General features: G+C 65.1%; 17 protein-coding genes and 1 tRNA gene. 14 read left to right on the plus strand and 4 right to left on the minus strand.

Annotated elements, in window-relative coordinates; translation table 11 throughout:
• The 12 genes from E4P09_RS24895 to E4P09_RS24950 all read left to right on the plus strand — a co-directional run bounded on the left by E4P09_RS24895 (nucleotide 1) and on the right by E4P09_RS24950 (nucleotide 14,506).
• A complete protein-coding gene (locus tag E4P09_RS24895) occupies nucleotides 1-861 on the plus strand; it encodes an isocitrate lyase/PEP mutase family protein (RefSeq protein WP_137392374.1) in 861 nt (286 codons plus the stop codon).
• A gap of 41 nt (nucleotides 862-902) precedes the next feature.
• Complete coding sequence (locus tag E4P09_RS24900) at nucleotides 903-2,039, plus strand: ABC transporter substrate-binding protein (RefSeq protein ID WP_137392375.1); 1,137 nt, start codon at nucleotides 903-905, stop codon at nucleotides 2,037-2,039.
• Nucleotides 2,040-2,111: 72 nt separating this feature from the next.
• Nucleotides 2,112-2,987: a branched-chain amino acid ABC transporter permease gene (locus E4P09_RS24905; protein WP_137392376.1), complete on the plus strand. Its 876-nt coding sequence runs from the start codon at nucleotides 2,112-2,114 to the stop codon at nucleotides 2,985-2,987.
• A gap of 3 nt (nucleotides 2,988-2,990) precedes the next feature.
• Nucleotides 2,991-3,977, plus strand: coding sequence for a branched-chain amino acid ABC transporter permease (locus tag E4P09_RS24910; RefSeq protein WP_137392377.1), 987 nt, complete (start codon nucleotides 2,991-2,993; stop codon nucleotides 3,975-3,977).
• Nucleotides 3,974-4,747 carry an ABC transporter ATP-binding protein gene (locus E4P09_RS24915; RefSeq protein WP_137392378.1) on the plus strand — a complete coding sequence of 258 codons (774 nt, stop codon included), beginning with the start codon at nucleotides 3,974-3,976 and terminating at the stop codon, nucleotides 4,745-4,747. The genes E4P09_RS24910 and E4P09_RS24915 overlap by 4 nt, the downstream gene beginning before the upstream one ends.
• Entirely contained in the window at nucleotides 4,740-5,447 is a 708-nt protein-coding gene (locus E4P09_RS24920; protein WP_137392379.1) for an ABC transporter ATP-binding protein, read from the plus strand. The genes E4P09_RS24915 and E4P09_RS24920 overlap by 8 nt, the downstream gene beginning before the upstream one ends.
• 4 nt (nucleotides 5,448-5,451) lie before the next feature.
• On the plus strand, nucleotides 5,452-7,071 hold the full coding sequence (locus tag E4P09_RS24925) for an alpha/beta fold hydrolase (protein ID WP_137392380.1): 1,620 nt from the start codon (nucleotides 5,452-5,454) through the stop codon (nucleotides 7,069-7,071).
• A 368-nt stretch (nucleotides 7,072-7,439) separates the two neighbouring features.
• Nucleotides 7,440-8,153 carry a Tll0287-like domain-containing protein gene (locus tag E4P09_RS24930; RefSeq protein ID WP_239025364.1) on the plus strand — a complete coding sequence of 238 codons (714 nt, stop codon included), beginning with the start codon at nucleotides 7,440-7,442 and terminating at the stop codon, nucleotides 8,151-8,153.
• Nucleotides 8,150-10,975, plus strand: a complete 2,826-nt coding sequence (locus E4P09_RS24935) for a hybrid sensor histidine kinase/response regulator (protein ID WP_137392382.1) — start codon at nucleotides 8,150-8,152, stop codon at nucleotides 10,973-10,975. The genes E4P09_RS24930 and E4P09_RS24935 overlap by 4 nt, the downstream gene beginning before the upstream one ends.
• A gap of 36 nt (nucleotides 10,976-11,011) precedes the next feature.
• On the plus strand, nucleotides 11,012-11,392 hold the full coding sequence (locus E4P09_RS24940) for a response regulator (RefSeq protein ID WP_137392414.1): 381 nt from the start codon (nucleotides 11,012-11,014) through the stop codon (nucleotides 11,390-11,392).
• Nucleotides 11,393-11,484: 92 nt separating this feature from the next.
• On the plus strand, nucleotides 11,485-13,074 hold the full coding sequence (locus E4P09_RS24945) for an adenylate/guanylate cyclase domain-containing protein (protein WP_170984640.1): 1,590 nt from the start codon (nucleotides 11,485-11,487) through the stop codon (nucleotides 13,072-13,074).
• A 382-nt stretch (nucleotides 13,075-13,456) separates the two neighbouring features.
• Entirely contained in the window at nucleotides 13,457-14,506 is a 1,050-nt protein-coding gene (locus E4P09_RS24950; protein ID WP_137392383.1) for an amidohydrolase family protein, read from the plus strand.
• 85 nt (nucleotides 14,507-14,591) lie between these two features.
• On the opposite strand, the gene E4P09_RS24955 is transcribed toward E4P09_RS24950, so the two are convergent.
• Together E4P09_RS24955 and E4P09_RS24960 are read right to left on the minus strand one after the other, a co-directional pair.
• Nucleotides 14,592-17,645 (minus strand): hypothetical protein, encoded by a 3,054-nt coding sequence (locus tag E4P09_RS24955; RefSeq protein ID WP_137392384.1) that lies wholly within the window; start codon nucleotides 17,643-17,645, stop codon nucleotides 14,592-14,594.
• A gap of 212 nt (nucleotides 17,646-17,857) precedes the next feature.
• Nucleotides 17,858-17,934 (minus strand) — tRNA-Ile (locus E4P09_RS24960).
• 196 nt (nucleotides 17,935-18,130) lie between these two features.
• On the opposite strand from E4P09_RS24960, the gene E4P09_RS24965 reads away from it, so the two are divergent.
• Both E4P09_RS24965 and E4P09_RS24970 read left to right on the plus strand, forming a co-directional pair.
• The gene (locus E4P09_RS24965; RefSeq protein WP_170984641.1) at nucleotides 18,131-18,883 is read left to right on the plus strand and encodes an SIMPL domain-containing protein; all 753 of its coding nucleotides are present in this window, start codon (nucleotides 18,131-18,133) and stop codon (nucleotides 18,881-18,883) included.
• 96 nt (nucleotides 18,884-18,979) lie between these two features.
• Entirely contained in the window at nucleotides 18,980-19,537 is a 558-nt protein-coding gene (locus tag E4P09_RS24970) for a phosphonate C-P lyase system protein PhnG (protein ID WP_137392386.1), read from the plus strand.
• On the opposite strand, the gene E4P09_RS24975 is transcribed toward E4P09_RS24970, so the two are convergent.
• Both E4P09_RS24975 and E4P09_RS24980 read right to left on the minus strand, forming a co-directional pair.
• Nucleotides 19,510-20,115 (minus strand): GNAT family N-acetyltransferase, encoded by a 606-nt coding sequence (locus E4P09_RS24975; RefSeq protein WP_137392387.1) that lies wholly within the window; start codon nucleotides 20,113-20,115, stop codon nucleotides 19,510-19,512. The two genes, E4P09_RS24970 and E4P09_RS24975, sit on opposite strands and share 28 nt — an antisense overlap.
• Nucleotides 20,112-20,519, minus strand: a complete 408-nt coding sequence (locus E4P09_RS24980; RefSeq protein WP_428977741.1) for a ketosteroid isomerase-related protein — start codon at nucleotides 20,517-20,519, stop codon at nucleotides 20,112-20,114. Before E4P09_RS24980 ends, E4P09_RS24975 begins: the two co-directional genes overlap by 4 nt.
• Between the last annotated feature and the right edge of the window lie 64 nt (nucleotides 20,520-20,583).

The raw sequence follows: 20,583 nt of genomic DNA on the forward strand, positions 1-20,583 counted from the left end.
ATGGCGAGGACCAGCGAGTTCCGCGACCGCGTGCTGAACCAGAAGACCGTTTGGGCCGCCGGCGCCTATGACGCCCTGTCCGCCAAGCTGATCGAGGACACGGGCTTCGATGCGGTCATGACCTCGGGCTTCGGCGTCTCCGCCTCCCATCTCGGCCTGCCCGATGCCGAGCTCTACACCATGTCGGAAAACCTCAGCGTCGTGCGCAATGTCATCAACGTGGTGAACGTGCCGGTCATTGCCGACATCGACACCGGCTATGGCAATGCCATCAACGTCATGCGCACCGTGCGCGAGTTCGAGGCCGCCGGCTGTTCGGCCGTCATCCTTGAAGACCAGGTCGCGCCCAAGCGCTGCCCCATCTGCGTCGGCGGGGTCGAGGTGATCGACAAGGACGAGGCCGTCTCCAAGATCGCCGCCGCTGCAGCCGCCCGGCGCGACCCGAACATGCTGATCATCGCCCGCACGGACGTGGTGGACGAGCAGGAGGCGATGGAGCGCGGCAAGGCCTATGTGGCCGCTGGCGCCGACATCATTCAGCCTATCAGCCGCTGCTTCAAGTCCATCGAAGGCTTGCGCGCCCTGCGCCAGGCGGTGGGCGTGCCGCTGTCGCTGCAGCTGCTTGGTTGGCTCGAAGGCTTGGCGCCGAAGGAGGTCGAGGAGGTCGCCGGCATGGCCACCTTCGCGCTGGTGCCGCTGATGACCGCCGCCGCCGCCCTGCGCGAGAACCTTTCCGCGCTCGCCAAGTCCAAGACCACCAAGGACCTGCCGCGGCCGCGCACCGACCACAATGATTTCATCGACTTCATCGGCTTCAAGAAGGTCGAGGAGCTGCAGCTCAAATATCTGCGTGCGAGCTGATGAGAGGACGCAAGGATCTCAGACTGGGGAGGACCAGACCAATGTTGACCCGTAGATTTATCCTGGCCGCGACGGGCGCGGCTCTCATGGCCGGCAGCTTGGCGGCGGGCGTTCACGCCCAGGACAAGCCGCCGGTGCGGATCGGCGCCATTCTGCCCCTGAGCGGCGCCGGCGCCTTCGACGGCCAGCTCGCCGCCGAAGGCATGGAGGCCATGGCCGCCCTCATCAACGACAAGGGCGGCATCCTCGGCGGCCGCAAGATCGAGCTCGTCAAATATGACGACAAGGGCACGCCGGAGGAAGGCGTGAGCGCCGCCAAGCGCGCCATCGAGCAGGACAATGTGGACGTGCTCGTCGGCGGCTGGTTCAGCGCCGTCGCCTTGAGCCTGAAGGAAGAGACCCGCGACAAGATCATCACCGTGATGACCTCGTCCCAGCACCCGAAGGTCACCGAGGAAGGCCACAAATACCTGTTCCGGCTGAACGCCACCTCGACCATGAACTCGCAGACCTACTCCAAGTTCATCTGCGACAAGATGGGGCTGAAGTCGGTGGCCTTCATCACCATCAATGACGACTACGGCCGCCTCGAAGCGCAGAACTACGAAAAGCTGCTCGGCGAATGCGGCATCAAGACCCTCGGCAACGAGTATTACAACCGCAACGACACGGACTTCACCACCGCGCTGACCAAGCTGCGCGCCCTTAAGCCGGATGCGATCTACGTCTCCGCCATCAACACCTCGCAAGGCGCCACCATCTACCGGCAGATTCGCCAGACCGGCTACAAGGGCACCATCATCGCCTCCGCCGGCAATATGAACCCGAAGCTGGTTGAACTCTCCGGCCCGGCGCTGGAAGGGGTCTATTCCGCCTCGCTCTATGCCCCCGACAGCGACAACCCGACCCTCAAGGCCTGGGTCGCCAAGTACAAGAGCATGTTCAAGAACGAGCCTGCCTTCATCGGCTCGCTCGGCGCGCAGGCGGTGGAGCTTCTGGCCGGCGCCATCGACGAGGCGGGCGACCCGCGCGCCTATGACAAGATCGCCGCGGCCCTCAAGGGCCATCCCTGGGATACGCTGCTCGGCACCATGAAGTTCGACGAAAAGGGCCAGGCGCTGCAGAACACCTACCTGGTCCAGGTCGTCGACGGCAAGATCACCTCGGTCAAGAACTGACCTGAAAACACCTGGCGGGAGGGTGCCCGGACACCGTGGCCCCTCCCCCTTTTTGGTTTGCGAGCGCGCCCCATGGAATTCGTCGTCTTCGCCCAGCAGGTCGTGAACGGCCTCGTCAACGGCATGGCCTATGTGCTGATCGCGACCGGCCTCACCCTCATCTTCGGGGTGCTGCGGATCGTGAATTTCGCCCATGGCGAATTCTACATGCTCGGCGCCTTCTTCACCTACTACGTGGTCTCGCTCGCCGGGCTCGACTATGTCTCGGCGACCATCATCGCGACCGCGGTGGTCGCCGCCGTCGGCATTCTCGCCAACCGGCTGTTCTTCTGGCCGCTCAGGCGCGAGCACGAATTCACCATCCTGCTGTCGAGCCTCGGCCTCGCCCTGCTGCTCACCAATGGCGGCGAGGTGGTGTTCGGCGCCGACCCGAAATATGTGTCGAGCCCGTTCTCCGATGAGATCGTCGAGATGGGCAACCTGATCGTCACCCAGCAGCGGGTGGTGATCTTCGCCGTCGGCGTCATCGTGCTCATCGCCCTTTACCTGTTCATCAAGAACTCCCGCATGGGCAAGATGATGCGGGCCACAGCCCAGAACCCGGAGGGTGCCGCCCTCACCGGCATCAATATCCGCCAGGTCCACACCTACACCTTCGCCCTCGCCTGCGGCCTGGCCGCGCTGGCCGGCGCCCTGGTCGGCCCCACCGCCATGATCTACCCCACCGTGGGCGGCTGGGCCGTGCTCAAGGGCTTCATCGTCGTCATCATGGGCGGGCTCGGCAGCATCCCCGGCGCCCTGGTCGGCGGCCTCGCCCTCGGTGTCATCGAGTCCTTGGGCGGCGGCTATATCTCGCTGGGGTTCGCCGAGGCCATCGGCTACGCCATCATCATCATCGTCCTGCTCTGGCGCCCGCAAGGCCTGTTCGGCACCGCGCGGAGGGCTTGATCCATGGCCAGCAAGCTCCTCCCCCTCATCGCCCTCGTCGCGGCCGCGCTGCTGCCGCTCCTGACCGGCTCGACCTATTTTCATCACCTCATGGTGTTGTGGCTGCTCTATGCCCTGCTCGCCCTCAGCCTCAACATCATCATCGGCTATCTCGGCGAGCTCACCTTCGGCCATGCCGCCTTCTTCGGCATCGGCGCCTATGCGGCCGCCATTCTCGGCATGGATTACGGCCTTGCCGGCATTCCCGGCATCCTCGCGGCAGGGCTCGTCGCCGGCCTGTTCGGCCTGGTCATCGGCTATGTGGCCCTGCGCATTGTCGGGCCGCAATTCGCGATCCTCACCCTCGGCTTCGGCTCGATCATCTACACCATCACCAATTACTGGGTGGATGTCACCCGCGGCCCCATGGGCATTTCCAACATCCCGCCGCTGACCTTCTTCGGCGGTGCCCTCACCTTGGAAAGCGCGCAGCAATATTATTACGTGGCGCTGATCTGCGTCGTGGCCTTCGCCTATGCCTGCTATGCCCTCGTCCACAGCCGCACCGGGCGCGCCTTCATCGCAACCCGCGAGAACCCGCAGCTCGCCGCTTCCATCGGCATCGACATCTTCCATATGAAGCTACTTGGCTTCGTGGTCGCCACCGCCATTGCCGGGATCGGCGGCGCGCTCTATGCCCACTATGTCAAGGTGATCACCCCGGAGCTGATGGGCCTGCAATACATGTCGGCCCTCATCATCATGGTCATCGTCGGCGGCCGCGGCACCATCGCCGGGCCCATCATCGGCGCCCTGATCTATGTCGGCCTGTTGGAGCTGCTGCGGCCGCTCGGCGCCATGCGCCTCGTCATCTTCGCCGCCCTGCTCATCGCCTCGGTCATCTTCCTGCCCGGCGGCATCGTCAGCCTGTGGCGGCGCTATGTGGAGCAGCCCGTGCTCCGCAAGACCGCCACACCCCAGCCCAGCGCCACCGTGGAGGCGGCGGAATGAGTCCTATTCTCGAAACCCACAGGCTCACCCGCAAGTTCGGCGGCCTCACCGCGGTCAGTGACATCGATCTCACGGTCAATCCCAACGAGATCGTCGGCCTCATCGGCCCCAATGGCGCCGGCAAGACAACCCTGTTCAACTGCATCGCCGGCTCGACCACGCCCACCAGCGGCACCGTCGCCTTCGAAGGCCGCGACTGCACCGGTTTCAAGGCGCACAAGATGGCGCGGCTGGGCGTCACCCGCACCTTCCAGATCACCAGCATCTTCCCGGCCATGTCCACCTTCGACAATGTGCGGGCCGCCACCTTCCGCACGACGTCCAAGGGCTGGGTCCCCGCCATGTTCCGCACGTCAGCCTATCGCGCCCAGGAAGCGGCCGTTGTGGACAAGGTGCATGAGATCCTCGATTTCGTTCGCTTGAGCGAGCGCGCCCATTTCCCGGCCGATGCCCTGTCCTATGGCGAGCACCGCCGGTTGGAGATCGCCATCGCGCTGGCCGCCGACCCCAAGCTCCTGCTGCTCGACGAGCCCGCCGCCGGCATGAACCCGGAAGAGGGCCAGAAGCTCGTCGGTATGATCAACGAGATCCGCGGCCGCGGCATCGCCGTGCTGCTGGTCGAGCATCACATGCGCGTGGTCATGGGCGTCTGCGACCGGGTGGTGGTGATCGATCACGGGGTGAAGATCGCGGAAGGGCCGCCGCGCGAGGTCGCCGACAATCCAGACGTGATCCGGGTCTATCTCGGACGGGAGCAGGTCAGTGCTTGAGGTCCACGGCATTACCGTGCGCTACGGCCGCCGGGAGGTCATCCACGGCATCAGCCTCAACGTCGCCGAGAAGGAGGTGGTGACCCTGGTCGGCTCCAACGGCGCCGGTAAGACCACCGCGCTCAAGACCATTTCCGGCCTCTTGCGCCCCACTGCCGGCAGCATCTCCTTCGACGGCAGGCGCATCGACACCATGGAGCCGCACGAGATCATCGCCCATGGCGTGGTGCAGGTGCCGGAAGGCCGCCTGCTCTTCGCCGATATGACCGTCTACGAGCATATCGAGCTTGGCGCCCTGCGTGCCCGCAACGCCACCCGCAGCTTCGCCGACCGGCTGGAGTGGATCTATGCCATGTTCCCCATCCTCAAGGAGCGCCGCGACCAGAAGGCCGGCACCTTGAGCGGCGGCCAGCAGCAGATGCTGGCGATCGCCCGCGGGCTCATGGCCGAGCCCCGCTGCCTGATGCTGGACGAACCCTCGCTTGGCCTCGCCCCCATCATGGTCGACCAGCTGGCCGATGCGATCCGCAGCCTGCACGAGGCCGGCCTCACCATCCTGCTGGTCGAGCAGCGGGTCGACCTCGCCCTGCGCCTGGCCCAGCGCGGCTATGTGCTAGAGACCGGCAATATCGTGCTGGAAGATACCGCCGAGAACCTGCTGAACGACACGCGGGTCAAATCAGCCTATCTCGGGACCTGACCCAGTGCTGGGACGAGCGACCGTAAAGCCCGCCTATGTGGCGACGCCCTTCGGCCAGCTACGTTACTGGCATGCGGGTTCCGGTCTGCCCCTTGTGGTTCTGCCCGGCCTGATCCTCGGTGCCTCGGTGCGCGCCAGGCAATGCGCTGCGGAATTCGGTGACCGCACCGTCATCACCCCCGAGCTGCCGGGTATCGGCGGCTCGGCGGATACGTCCGGCGATGGCATGGAAGGCGCGGCGCAAACCCTTGCCGCCGCATGGCAAGCGCTCGCCCTGGATGACGCGCCGATTCTCGCCTATGACCTTGCCGCACCGCTTGCCCTCGCCCTGCACAAGGCCCTGGAAGGCCGCCCTTGCGCCCTGTTCGCCGCCGACCTGGAACTGGCCCGCGGCTGGGCAGCGAGTGGCTGCCGGACACCCGACCTGACACCCCGCCCCGACGGCACCCATCTCACCGCCCTCTGGGCGCATCTGCGCGATCGCCACTTGCTCGACCCGCGGCACCCGACCCTCCCCGCCGCCATCGGGGCGCCGCTGCCCACCGACGCGGAGCTGGACGAGACCCTGGTCGCCGCCGCGACCCGCCCGGAACGCTACGCCGCGCTATGGAATGATTGTCTCGCGGCCATGGCTGACCTGGGCGATGCCGACTCCAGCACCGTGCTCGAAGACATCCCCATGCCGGCCATGATCGACAAGCGCTTGGCCGAGTTGGCAGTCAAAGCCCAGCCGCCCCGTGAGCTACGCCATGCCGCCCGGCCGGCGCGCACCGACGAGGTCTGGTGCGACTATGTCGAGACGCCGGCGGGCCATATCCATGTCCGCCGCGCCGGCGACGCCCCCCGGGCGCTGCTCATGTTTCAATCGGCGCCCGGCTCGACCGCACCGCTCACGCCGATCATCGAGGGGCTGGGCACCATTCGCTCCGTCTATGCGCCCGACTTCCTCGGCAATGGCCGTTCCGACAAGCCCAAATACCCGAAGACCGATATCCCGGCGCTCGCCCGCGATGCGCTCACCCTGGCCGATACCTTGGGCCTCGAAACGTTCGACCTGTGGGGCACCCATACCGGCGCCTGCGTCGCCCTGGAGCTCGCCATTCTCGCCCCGGAGCGCACCGGCCGCGTGGTTCTGGAAGCACCGCCCCTGCTGCCGCCCGGCTTCACCGCCGACATCCTCGCCAATTACCTGCCGCCGCTGAAGCCCGACCGCTGGGGCCTCCATCTGCAGCAGGCCTGGAACATGCGCCGCGACATGTTCCTGTTCTGGCCGTGGTACCGCCAGGACCGCGCTGCCGTCCGCAAGCTGGGCGTGCCCGACGCCCAGCTCCTGCATGACTGGACCATCGGCCTTCTCTCCAGCGGTGCGACTTACGACCGTTCCTACCGCGCCGCCTTCGAATACGACACTCAGGCGCGCCTTCCACTGCTCACCCGCCCGGCCATGATCTGCGCTGGCCCCGCCGACATGCTTGTGGAAGGCCTGAAACTGGCGGAGCGCATCGCCCCGCCCGGCACTGTCGTCACCCCCACGCCGGCCACCATCTGGTACCCCGGCCAGATGCCCACGGCCGTTGCGGAAACGCTCACCCTTTACCGCGACTTCCTCGGCGGCCGCACATAGCCACAGGCGACTAGACCCGTTCTGGCGTCGCAGGCCCCTCCACTCGTTGCGACGACCGGGCACAGCGCCGCCAGCTCTTTATTCTCCTTCGATGGCATGATGCGCCTAATAAGGCGCAAGAAGCTGCTGCTGTCGCCTCTGATCGCTGGCACGTCGGTAACGCCACGCCGAAGAAACATTCGCTTCGCCTATTAGACGAGCGTAGAATAGGGCTCGTAATGGGGGGAGGTGAGGTTGGTATGCGCTGTCTGAGATTGGCTTCAAGTCGAAAGGAACGTTCTGGCGACCGGACCGTTCTGCGCCGGCTTGCTCCGCTGCGGCAGGTTTTCATCTTGCTCTTGGCATGCCTGATCCCGGCGGGCGCGACGGTGGCGGACGAAACCGCCGGCACCGTGACCGGCGCGGCGAGCGAGACGGAGGACACCGCCATTGCCATGCGGCTTGCTCAGCTGCTGCAATCGGCGCGGGCCGTCGTATCCCAGCACCAGGACCTGATCAACAACCCGGATCTGGGCGAGAAGGGCCTCACCCCCGAGCGGGTGCTCGCCGAGACCGTCGCCCTCTACCAAAAGCAGACCGGCCACGACCTGAGCACCATCGACCCAAGCTCCAAGGAAGGCCGTCTGCTGCATGCCCAGATGGAGGCGATCAAGGAGGTTGTCGCCGAGAACCAGGAAACCATCAACAAGCCGGGCCTGGCCTTCAAAGGCTTCATTCCCGCCGTGTTCGGGCGGCTGGTGAACGAGGCCTTCGCCGAGCGCGTCGGAGAGGAGGCCCGCGTGAAGGTGACGGCGCCGGAAAAACTCATCCGTAACCGGAAGGCGCGGCCGGATGACTGGGAAGTGTCCATCATCAGCAAGAAACTCGGGCAGGCCGACTGGCCGAAGGGCGCGCCTTACCTGGAGAGGACCAGCGCGGACGGCCGCCCGGCCTTCCGGCTGATCGTCCCGGAATATTACACCCGCTCCTGCCTGACCTGCCATGGCGAGCCGGCCGGCAAGATGGACATCACGGGCTACCCGATGGAAGGCGGCAAGGAGGGCGACCTCGGCGCCGCCATCAGCGTCATCATATTCGAATGACCGTCGCAAGCACGACACGGGGCGACCTCTCTCCCGCGGTCGCACAGGATATGGCCCAGCAGCGCGACAGCTCGCCGGAAGACGGCCTGCCGGCGCCGGCCGGTTCCCGGTTGGAAGGGCTCGCCGCCCTGCTCCGCCGGACCTCGATCCCGCTGCGGGTGGCGGCGATCGCCCTGCTGCTGCTGGCGGGAATGATCGCAACCAACCTCATCATGATCAGGGAGCTCGACAACAACTCCCGGCAGATCACCCGTGCGACCGACCTTTTCAGTCAGCTGGAGGCTGCAAACGGCGCCGCGACGGCTTTCGGCAACGTCCGGTATTGGCTGACCGACCTGGCGGTAAGCCTGTTGACCATATCCGAACGCAACGCCGAGGCGGCCCGCGCCGATCTGCAGCGCTATCTGAACCAGCTCAGCGTCACGCACCCCGAGATCGCCGCCGAAATCGCGCGCGAGACCGACGCCTATATCGAAAGCGCCCTTCAGGCCGTCGAGGCCTATACCAACGATCAGCGCGTGATCGGCAATACGCTGCTTGCCCAGGGCCGCACCCACAGCCAGCAGGTGGAGCAGCGCCTGGCCGAGCTCACGCAAAGCCTGCATACCGATGCCTGGGACGCCCGGGATATGGCGACCAGCAGCGCGGCATCCGCCATCCGCATCGCCATCATCGTGCTGGCCAGCGTGGTCTTGCTGGGGGGCCTGCTCACCCTGCTCGTGCTCCATTCCATCGTGGTGCCGCTGCGCCGCCTCAACCGGGCCATGGGCTCCATGATCGAGGGCCGCTACGACGTCCCCTTGCCGCCGGTCGGCCGCGACGAGATCGGCATCATGGCGCGCACCCTGCGGCTCTTCCGCGACAGCATTACCGAGCGCGAACGGCTGCAGTCCATCGCGCAGGAGCAGCGCCGCACCATCGAGACGGCGATCGAGACCATTTCCGAAGGCTTTGCCCTGTTCGATGCGGATGATCGCCTGGTGATGGCAAACTCGCGCTACCGGGCGATCTATCCCGGCGTGGCGGACCTCATCGTGCCGGGAACCCGTTTCGCCGACCTCATTCGCGCGGGAGCCGAGCGGGACCTGGCCGATTTCGGCGACCTCTCGAAGGAGGCCTGGATCGAGCAGCGCCTGAGCCGCCATCGCGACGCCGAGGGGGTGATGGAGCAGCGCTATGCCGATGGCCGCTGGGTGCGCATCAGCGAGCGCAAGACCCCTGACCACGGCACCGTCACCGTCTATACCGACATTACCGAGCTCAAGCAGCGCCAGGCCGAGCTGCAGCGGGCCAAGGAGGACGCCGACGCCGCCAACCAGGCCAAGAGTCAGTTTCTGGCCAGCATGAGCCACGAGCTGCGCACGCCTTTGAACGCGATCATCGGCTATAGCGAAATGCTCATCGAGGAGGCCGAGGAACTTGGCCAAAACGACTTCGTTCCCGACCTCGGCAAGATCAAGAAGGCGGGCAAGCACCTGCTGAGCCTGATCAACGACATCCTCGACCTCTCCAAGATCGAGGCGGGCAAGACCGAGCTCTATTTCGAGACCTTCGAGATCGACGAGCTGATCTCGCAGGTCAAGGCGACCATCGCCCCGCTGGTGGCCAGGAACGACAACCGGCTGACCGTCGAGGTCGATCCCCATGCCGGCATCATGCAATCCGACCAGACGAAGCTGCGCCAGAACCTCCTCAACCTCCTGAGCAACGCCTCCAAGTTCACCTCGAACGGCACCATCGCGCTCAAGGTTCGCCGCTGTCCGGTCGAGGACGGTGGCGACTGGATGGAGTTCGAGATCGCCGATACCGGCATCGGCATGACGGCCCAGCAGAAGGCGAAGCTGTTCCAGGCCTTCACCCAGGCGGATTCATCCACCGCCCGCAATTATGGCGGCACCGGGCTTGGGCTGGCCATCACGAAGCAGTTCTGCCTGATGCTGGGCGGCGACATCACGGTGGAAACGGAATATGGCAAGGGCTCGTCCTTCACCATGCGCCTTCCCGCCGTGCACCCTCAGATCGAGGCGGCGGCAAGTCCCGAGGATGCATCGGCCATCAAGGCCACCATCCTGGTCATCGACGACGAGCGGGCCAGCCGCGACAGCCTGAGTGCCGCGCTGACCAAGGAGGGCTATCGGGTGGTCACCGCGGCCGGCGGGCGCGACGGCCTGCGGCTGGCGAAGCAGGAGAAGCCCGACGCCGTCATCCTCGACGTGATCATGCCGGAGGTGGACGGCTGGACCGTGTTGCGCTGGCTCAAGAGCGACCCGGAGCTGAGCCCCATCCCGGTGATCCTCGTGACCGTGCTGGGCGATCAGGACATGGGCGTTGCCCTCGGCGCGGCCGAGCATCTCACCAAGCCGATCGATCCGGCAGAGCTCCTGGAGGTGCTCGATCGCGTGCGCCGTTCCGGCGATCGCCCGGATGTGCTCGTCATCGATGACGACGAGACCACCCGGGACATGCTCCGCCGCACCCTCATGCGTGAGGGCTGGACCGTGCGCGAGGCCGTCAACGGAGCGGCGGGTCTGGCCGAGGCGGCCGCCGCCAAGCCGAGCGTCATTCTGCTCGATCTGATGATGCCGGAGGTGGACGGCTTCGAGGTGCTCGCCAAGCTGCGCCAGGATCCGCATCTGCGCGATATTCCCGTCATAGTGGTCACCGCCAAGGAATTGACCGCCCAAGAGCGTGAATGGCTGCGCAGCAATGCCTTGGAGATTTTCCAAAAGGGTGCTTATGGTCGCGCGGAATTGGTGGCGTCCCTGCGCAGCATGATCGAGGTGGCGCGCGGGGCCGCTGCGACGTCGTTGAAGGCCAATTGAAGCTGGGGAGGCTGAGAGGCGGACGAGGTAACAATGATGGCCAAGATCCTGCTCGTCGAAGACAACGAAATGAACCGCGATATGCTGTCGCGTCGGCTCAATCGGCATGGCTTCACCGTGGTGATCGCCCCCGACGGGGAGAGCGGCGTCGCCATGGCGGCCAGCGAGGTGCCCGATATCGTGCTCATGGACATGAGCCTGCCCGTGGTCGACGGCTGGGAGGCGACGCGGCGCATCAAGGCCGATCCGCGCACCAGCGCCATTCCGGTGATCGCCCTCACCGCCCACGCCATGGCCTCTGACGAGCAGCGGGCGCGCGAGGTCGGCTGCGACGACTATGATACCAAGCCGATCGAGCTGCCGAGGCTGCTTGAGAAGATCCAGCGCTTGCTGCCGGCGGCGCCTGGCCTTCGCTAGCCGGGCGCGGCACGAAGCGCACTGGACGGGAGCGGGAGGGAAGAGACGCCCCTGGCTGCCGTGAGGCAGCGGATATTGCGGGAGCAGGCGGGATGATGTCCGACGCCGAATTCCAGAGATGGACGAGGCTGGTTACGGTCCAGCAGGATCTCGTCACGCCCATACGCACGATCCTCGATTACCTGGAGATCCTGTGCGACGATGTGCGGCGGCTGGCGTTGCCGGACGTTCTGGAGCATCTGGACAAGGCCACCGCTGCGGCCCGCTGCTTGGACGAGATCGTCGGCCGACTGCTGGATTCGGACGGGCCCCTCGACATGGACGCGCAACGGGAGTTCGGTGGATCTCAGGCCAAGCTCCGGCACGAGCTCAGGACGCCTCTCAACGCCATTATCGGCTATGGCGAGCTGGCATTAGAGGATCTGCCGCCGGCCCCCGCTGCGGAAAAGCTGCGGCCCGAGCTGGAGAAGCTGCTGGGCGAGGCGCGCCGGCTCATCGCCTGCATCAACGCGCTGGGAAAGTTCGGCACCGGTGCCGAGCCAGGCGCGGATGACCCCGCCCAGACCGTCATAGCCGATCTCTTTCGCACGCTGCATCCCGACCGGCCGGAGACGCGCGGCTGCGAGGTCGGCCGGATTCTCGTCGTCGACGACAACGAGGCCAACCGCGATCTGCTGCGGCGGCGGCTGCTCCAGGAGGGCCACCAGGTGGAGCTGGCCCAATCCGGGCGGCAGGCGCTCCAAATGCTGGAAAAGGAGGAATTCGACCTCATCCTGCTCGACCTGATCATGCCGGGCATGAATGGCATCGAGGTGCTGGAACGCCTCAAGTCGGATCAGCGCCTCTACCAGGTCCCGGTGGTGATGATCTCCGGCTTGAGCGAAACCGATGCGGTGATCCGCTGCATCGAGGCAGGCGCCGAGGACTATCTGCCCAAGCCCTTCAACCTGGTGCTGCTGCGTGCCCGCATCAATGCCTGCCTGGAGCGCCGGCGCTGGCGCGGCCGCGAGCAGGAATATCTTGCCAAGCTGAAGATCGCCAAGGATCGGTCCGAGGCCCTGCTGCGCAATATCCTGCCGGACCCGATCGTGCTGCGCCTCAACGAGGGCGAAACCATCATTGCCGACCGCTTCGAGCAGGCGACCATCCTGTTCGCCGACATCGTGGACTTCACGCCCGCCGCCGCCAAGATGGCGCCGGCCCATCTCGTGGGAGAGCTCGCGGAGATCTTCTCCGCCTTCGACGATCTCGCCCTGCGGCTCGGCGTGGAGAAGATCAAGACCATCGGCGATGCCTACATGGCGGCCACCGGCCTGCCCTCCCCGCGGGCCGATCATGTCGAGGTCATGGCGGAATTCGCGCTCGGCGCCCTCGACGTGCTGGGCAGCATCAACCGCGACGGCGGGACGGACTACCGCATTCGCATCGGCATCCACACGGGCCCGGTCGTGGCCGGCATCATCGGCCGCCATAAATTCATCTACGATGTGTGGGGCGATACGGTGAATATTGCCAGCCGGCTTGAATCCCATGGCGCGCCCAACCGTATCCAGGTGTCGGAGCCGGTGCGCAATGCGCTCGCCCATCGCTACGAGTTCGAGCCTCAGGGTGCTCTCACCCTTAAAGGACGAGGCCAGGCCTGCGCCTTCTTGCTGGTGCCGCGGCAGCACGTGCGCTGCTGATCGCATCCCGAAATGGCTTGATCCTTGCATCGGACGACGCAGGCGGGGATCGATATGGATCATATCGAGACATCCCCATCGATCAGCCAGCTTACGAACGGGTCTCAACCTGCCCGCTCGTAGGGGAGGCTGGCTGGTTGAAGGTGGCGGCCTGTCTTTTCCTGCGTTCAGGCAGGCCGCCACTGCTCCAGCAGGGCCGCCAAGGCCTCAGGGCCTCATAAGGAGGCTTGGGGCCACTTCCCCGCCAAATCTCTCATGCGCGAAGGACTTGATGATGTGGCTGCAGCTGCGGGATGTTGCTAGACGACGCATCGGTTAGGGAGCATGATCCCGGCGTTGGCTTGGAAATGCTTCCAATCGCGTTACCCGGGAGATCGCTGCCATGGAGCCTCAGAATAGGGGCAGGCGCAAACTTCTGGCCGGTGCCGGGGCAGCAGCGCTGGTCACGGGTATCCCCGCCCGGGCGGCTTCCGGCGCCACCAATACGAGCGGCGCTTTAGAGGTCATCGATTTCCACAGCCATTTCGTCGGCTCTGCGTTCACCTCCAACGCTGGCGCAGCCGCACCCGCCGCCCAGAAAGCACGCTGGCAGCAGGTCAACCGCAATCTCTCTGATGTGCAGGCGCTGCTGTCGTCGATTGAAACGGCAGGCGTCGCCGCCCGTGTCGTGAGCACGCCCTTGGAGTTCATTCGCGGTGCAGATGGTGAGATACCGCCGGACGCAGAAAGGCGTGCCAACGACCAGCTCGCCGAGCTTGTGGGACGTAACCCCGGACGTCTCTACGGGTTGGCCACGGTGGACGCCTATAACGGAGATGCGGGCGCGCAAGAACTGACCCGTGCCGTGCGCGAGTTGGGGCTGCGCGGCGTCTTTCTAGAGGCGGCCAAGAAAGACCTTCTGCTCGACGCACCAGAAGCACGCCCAACACTCACCGCGGCCGCCACGCTGGGTGTACCGGTTTTCGTTCATCCGATCTCAGACCCGCAGCTGAGCAGGCGCCTTGCGCGCTATGGACGACTGGGAACGACCTTGAATCGGGGGACCATCAATTCGGCAGCGCTCGTCGCGCTCATCGAAAGTGGCACCTTCGATGAGCTGCCGGGCCTGCGCATTGTGGTTACGACCCTTGCGATCGGCACGGTTCTGCTCGCGGGCGGGTTCGGAGACGGTCTCGGCCTCCGGAGCGACACGCCGGAGCTAAGCCGCCGGCACGTCTATATCGATACAATGGGGCTCAGCCCGGTGCTGATCCGCAGCGCCGTGGATCTGTTGGGCGCAGACCATGTTCTTGCCGGTACGGACTGGCCGATCTTTGTCGAGAGGTCGGTACCGGAACGCCTGCAGGCGGCAATGGCGTTCTCCGGTCTCAACCCGGTCGAGCAGCAATGGATTGCCGGGGCCAATGCGCAGAAACTGCTGGGCATCGCCTAGAGCATTTTTCGAGCGGAGTGGATGCCGGTTCCCGTGAAGAAAACGCGGCCAAGCAGGAACTTGGAGCGGAAACCCTTTTGAGGCTCTACATCCAGAATGCTTGGCGCGAGCCGTCGGCCGTCATCGAGGGCTCCGGTTCCACAATCGCATCCACCGACATGGCGGCTTGGCCGCCTGGGCCGGAAGACGCGGCGCTCGACTGCCCACCCTGGCCACCCGGCTTGAAATGGGCTGTGTTGTCGCCCGGGGAAAGCTCGGCAGCAAGCGCCTCCGGACCAACCGGCGCGGCGTCCGCAATGGCAACCTCTGTATGCACCTCTGCCAGGATTGCGGGGCTCACCGGTTTGGTGAGGACTGCAACCGAGCCGTCGTTCCACAGCACCTTGACCACCGCTTTGCTGCCGGCAGCCTCTGCAAAGGTCCGGTCCCACGCGCGCGCGAATTCCACCGCATGGACATAGCGCTCGCCCACATCCAGTCCGCTCTGGAACGTCCAATACTCTGCCCCATACCAATACACGTTTCCTTGAAGACGATGGCCGCCGGCTTCGATCACCGCCCTGTCGGCGACGTCGCCGGTCGTGGGCGAAGGGAGCAAGATGAGTTCATCCGCATCGATCAGGTTGGCGGCCCCGCTCAGTGGCGGCTCTCCGTAGGAGCCTTGCGGCGTGTTCCGCGCGCGAGAGACGCCTTCCACCACGGGAATCGGCGGCGTGCTCAGGGCATATTCCCCGTCACTCAGCTCATATGCTTCCGCGGAGCCGAATCCATACTTCTGATAGGTCCTGTTCCAGGCGTCCGCCGCCGCTCGTGCGCGATAGCTCCGCATTTCCTCGACCGGTCCGGGAATGATCGACCAATATCGGCCCTCGTATTGATAAGTCGGGCCTATGGACTTGAATCCGGCATAGATGCCCTGTTGCCTCAGCGTTTCCGGGCTGGGCCCGTTGATGGCCAACGGCTGCTCCGTTTCGAGTGGACGGGCGGCAGGGTCGTCCCAACCAGCGGGCAAGCGGTTCAGGCCGGCGAAGTCGTTGAGGAACGCGGAACGCTCGGGTGCCAAGGCGTCCGACTTCCCGACAGCCGCGAGGACAGGTTGTGCCTTCTCGACCAACGGCCTCATTCTTTCGGGAAACGGGGGCAAACGGCCTTCGCCGAACCGCGATGGCGCCACGGCGGCGGTAGAGCAGCATATTCCGCCACCTTTCAGCCCGCCGCCCTTCTCGATCAGCCCGCTTTGCGGATCCATATGATAGGCCTTGAGCTCCGATCCCCGCTGCGCCTCGCCGTTGATCCAGTCCACGGCCTGGTAGGTTCGCTGCTGGCCGGGCACGCTCCGCAGCGCAACGATCTCTCCCGTGCTCTTGATCCTCGTAACCGTCAACGTCTCGCCCGTGACCGGATGATCCCACGTCCTGCGCTCGCCGTGCGACAGGGAGAGAAACCGGCGAGGAATATCCGAAAACGGCTGGCCCGGCTGCGCCTCGCTGAACTGCCCCTCCACGGAGGTGATGTCCAGTGAGGGCGAGCTCAGGTCGCCCGGTGCGGACGGCATGCTCCCCCCGGCTTCTGCTTCGGACGTGACCTCGAAGGCCATGCCGCCGCGCCGCGCCACCATGGCGACGGCGGCCTCGCCGGTAAGCGCCAACGCCCCACCGATGATCTGCTTGATGTCGTCGTGGCGGATCCCCTCCTCGATGTTGTAGATGCCGCCGACAATGGGGATCTGGCTGATATACCAGTTCTTCAGGAACTCGAGCCCGCGGATGAGGTCCCGATGGCCCTCGGTCTCCGCTTCATAGTCGGCAACGATGCGCCCGGCCTCGGCACTGATGTCATCAGGCGTCGGCATCTTGCCCCCCAGCCGCAGATTTTCCTTCGCGCGGGCCATGACCCAGGCCTGTTGCGGCAGGGAAGCATTGAACGTTTCCTCGGCGCGTTGCAGGTCGGCGCGCGGATTGATCACGTGATGATGATGGTGTTCATCATGCTCGCAGCGGAGAGCGAGCACGTGCCCCACCCCCGGCCGATCGGCGAGTTCGAGAAACCGCGCGAGCGGTGTCACGCGGACGGTTTCGGTCACCCCGAAAGCGTGGAGCGCGGAAAAATCCGTCTCCTCATATTCGAGATCGTCCCGTGATTGCCCCGTTTCTCGTTGCAGGATGTCGAGCGCGGCCGCTGCACGGTCGAAGCTTGGTGGCTTTCCGAAATTGGCGTTCCATCGCTCGGCGAAGCTCGACACCGCCTGCTTCAGCGATGCCTTTGGATCCTTTCGGTTGGGCGGCTCACCGCTTGAGCTTGCCAAATGAAATGCGGCCTGCACCAAAGGGTTGAAGCTGTCCCGCGGATGCTCCTGCCAGCGGATGATCTCGTCCTGGAAAGCCTTGAGCAGGCTTTCGCGGTCCACGAGCACCTCCGGCGGCGCCTCGCCGCGGCTGATCGCCCTTTGCGCAAGAACAGAGGCGAGCGAGAATTCGATCGTGCCGATGGTATGGTGAACATCGAGGCCGTTGTCCCGGGCCCACTCCGCGAGCAAGTCCCGGCGGTCTTCGTCGCTCAGTCCGTCCAGTCCCGGGGTATGCACGAGGCTCGCATCGTCGGCGAGTTCCGCGATCGTCTTGCCGGCCGCATTGAGGATCGTTGCATGCTTGAAAAGCGGGGGAGCGGCAGGATCTCCTTCCAGCTCATCGAAGCTGAAGATCTGCGTTTTCCGCCATTCCCGTGCGAGCGCCTCGAGGAAGGTCTTGCGGAGAACCGATAACCTGCTGGGGGAGCTGAGATCGAACGATATCTCCTGCGGCTTGACATTGTTGTACAGCAGCGCTGCCTGATCGATGGAGTGGCCGTCCCGGGTTGAGAAGATCTGCGCGATCCCTGCGCTGCCCAATGCGACACGGGCACCTAGGACGCGCGGATCGATCCGGACATGAGGATCGCTGTCATTGATCTCGGTCAGCGCGGCTGTGGCTGACATCGCCTGGCTGCGCGGGACCTCCCAGTCCACCCAACTGAGAGCGCGGCTGAGATCGCCGACCAGCGCGTCGCGCCATTCGGATCTTGAACCGCCCTCCGGTCCCTTCTCGTGGTGGGATTGTGCCTCGCTGTTCAACGGCGGGGAAGCCTGCGCAGGATCGCTCATGTCGTCCATCATGTTGCAATACGCATGTGCAACATTCGGAAAGCCTGGAAGAGGGTAAGGCGATTTTCCGGCTAAAGCCGGGCTTGGCAGCTTATGTGACGATCAGCCACGCAAGTGACCATGGTTTCCAACCGGGAGCCAAAGCATGCTGGCCGTGGCAAACACCCCAGTGGCACGAAGGTCGTGCTCTAAATCGTTGATTTCCAAGGGAATGGTGGGCCCGGAGGGACTCGAACCCCCAACCAAGCGGTTATGAGCCGCCGGCTCTGACCAATTGAGCTACAGGCCCCCGGGCGGGTGCGCGCATGCCGCGACCCGGCCGAAGCATTTCCCCTGGCTACACCAAAACGGCCGCGGCGGAAAGGTCTGCATCGCGAAGGAGCCAGCAGGTCCTGCCCTTCCTTGCGCCCCGCCCTCGGATGCCGCAGAATGGACTTATTCCGCCGCAATTCTCCCCGTCCCGTATTTCTATTGAGAGTGTTGCCATGTCTTCCCTGTTTCAAGGTGGTCGCGGGCTGTTGCCCTTGGTTTTGACAGCCGGTCTGCTCATGGGCGTGGTTGCCGCCGTCCCCGCTCGGGCCCAGGATACCCAATCCGAGGATCAGATCCGGACCCTGAGCCTCGTCGGCACCGGCGAGGTGCGCGCCGCGCCGGATGAAGCCACCATCACCATCGGCGTCGTCCACCAGGCCAAGACCGCCGCCGAAGCCGTCAAGGCCAACAATGCCGCCATGGCCGAAGTCTTCTCGTCCCTGAAGGCCGAGGGCATCGCCGAAAAGGACATCCAGACCTCCAATTTCTCGGTCAATCCGCGCTACGTTTATCCCAAGGACAACAGCGGTCCGCCGACCATCGACGGCTACGAGGTGTCGAACCAGGTCTCCGTCCGCATCCACGATCTCGGCAAGCTGGGCGCGGTTCTGGACAAGGTCGTCGCGTCCGGCTCGAACCAGATCAACGGCATCAGCTTCGGCCTGTCGGAACCCGAGAAGCTGGAGAACGAGGCGCGCAAGCTGGCCATTGCCGATGCCCGGGCCAAGGCCGAGCTTTACGCTCAGGCCGGCGGCTTCCAGTTGGGGCCGATCCACGCGGTGGTCGAGGGCGGCCGCAGTTTTCCGCCGGTACCTATGATGCGGCGCGAGGCGTTCGACATGAAGGCAGCCGCGCAAGCCGTGCCGATCGCCCAGGGCGAGCAGGTCGTGTCCATCCAGGTGAATGTCACCTGGGAGATTAGATAAACGCTAAGATTGCATCAGAAAGAAATGCAGTAACTGGTTGTTACCCCGCGGCGCTTATCCTGACCAGGTCTCCACACTGCTCAGGAGGGCGCCGGTATGGGCACGCCGGTCGCGACCAAGGCTCAGCATTTCTTGCGCCGCTATACCGAGGCCAAGATCAACACCTTTCGGCAGTTGTTCACGATCGAGAGGCTGGTAAGGGTTAGCGGAACGGAAAACCCTCACTTCGAACAAGAGGTGCGCCTGGCGATAGCGGCCGGGCGCGAGCAGCGCCACGCGCTGCGCTGCGCGCTTCTCGATGCCATCGCGGAGAGCGGCGAGGCCGCCCATTTCTGGCTGCGCAGGCTCGATGCCGCAGATCGGGCAGCCCGGCCGAACGAAGCCACGTTCGACCGCCTGCTCAGCCTTGATCGGATCGCCGATATCCGCAGGGATGCCGCGCACGCCCAGGACTTTTTCACCACGTTGCGCGTCGTGGCGAACCAGATCTTCCGGCCCTATTCCCAGCTGCTCACCGATATCGTCTTCAACCAGTCCAACCAGAAGGCGCCGCGGCCGCTGGCGCAAGCCATCGCCGCCGGCCTGGCCGCGCAATCCCTCGAGAGCGCAACGCAGGCAGCCTCAAGTCATGGCGCCGCGCGTTCCCAGAACTGAAGTTCCTTCACGGTCTCGGCTTCGCAGTTGAGATCCTTCCACGCGAGCCGCGCCACAACGCCCGGCAGCTCCACATACCCGCGCTTGCGCCAGAACGGGTCGAGCGGCCGGTAACCGGCTGGCCGCAACGGATGATCAGCCGGCCTGATCACCGCACAGAACATGGTGATGGGCAGGCCCAAGGCGCGGGCATGCGCCTCCCGCCCGTCAAAGAACATGTGGCCGATCCCGCGGCCGCGATAGGCCGGATCGAGCACTGATTCCCCGAAATAGCAGACCTGCGATATGTCGATGCCGGCGGCTGCAACCGGCGCGCGGAACGTATCGGGCTCGTCCACCAGCGGCACGCAGGTGGCGGCGCCCACCAGCTGCTGTTCTTCAGGCAATGCATCGTCGCTCACGGTGACGACGGCCGCATTGGGCGACTTGGCATAGTTGGCGAGATAGCGCTCCTCGTAGGCCAAGTCGCCGTCATAGAGGTAAGGGAACTCGCGGAACACCTGAATCCGCAGCCGCGCCAGCCCCTCGATCACCGACAGCACCTCGGTGCCGGTCAGTGTCCTCACCGAGAGGCTCACCCTCGGCCCTCCACCTGGGCGATCCAGTCATTGAGGTTGTAATGGGTGGCGATCCGGGTGATCGCCCCGTCGGCGATCTCCAGCAATCCGCCCGCCGGCAGCCGATAGGTCTGCCCGCGCGCCGGCGGCAGGCCCTCGTCGGTGGCCAGGTACTGGCCGTTCACGGTGAACGAGGCGGCGGCATGGCGGCCGTCATCGCTGGCCATCACCACGAGATCATCCAGGTGCTCTTTGTAGCACCGGGCCATGTGCTCGCAGAATTCCCGGAACAGGGCCTTGCCCTGGCGCTGGCCGCCCTGGTTCACGTCATGGACCACATCGTCGGCGAGGCATGCAAGCATGCCTTCTATGTCGCCGCGATTGAAGGCGTCGTAGTAGCGGGTGACCAGCTGGATTGATTTGATGCGTGCGTCAGTCATGACCGCCATCTGACGGAAAGGACGCACTTGGTCAAGAGCTGGGGGATTG

Source organism: Rhodoligotrophos defluvii (genome assembly GCF_005281615.1).
In the GTDB taxonomy this organism is placed as follows: domain Bacteria; phylum Pseudomonadota; class Alphaproteobacteria; order Rhizobiales; family Im1; genus Rhodoligotrophos; species Rhodoligotrophos defluvii.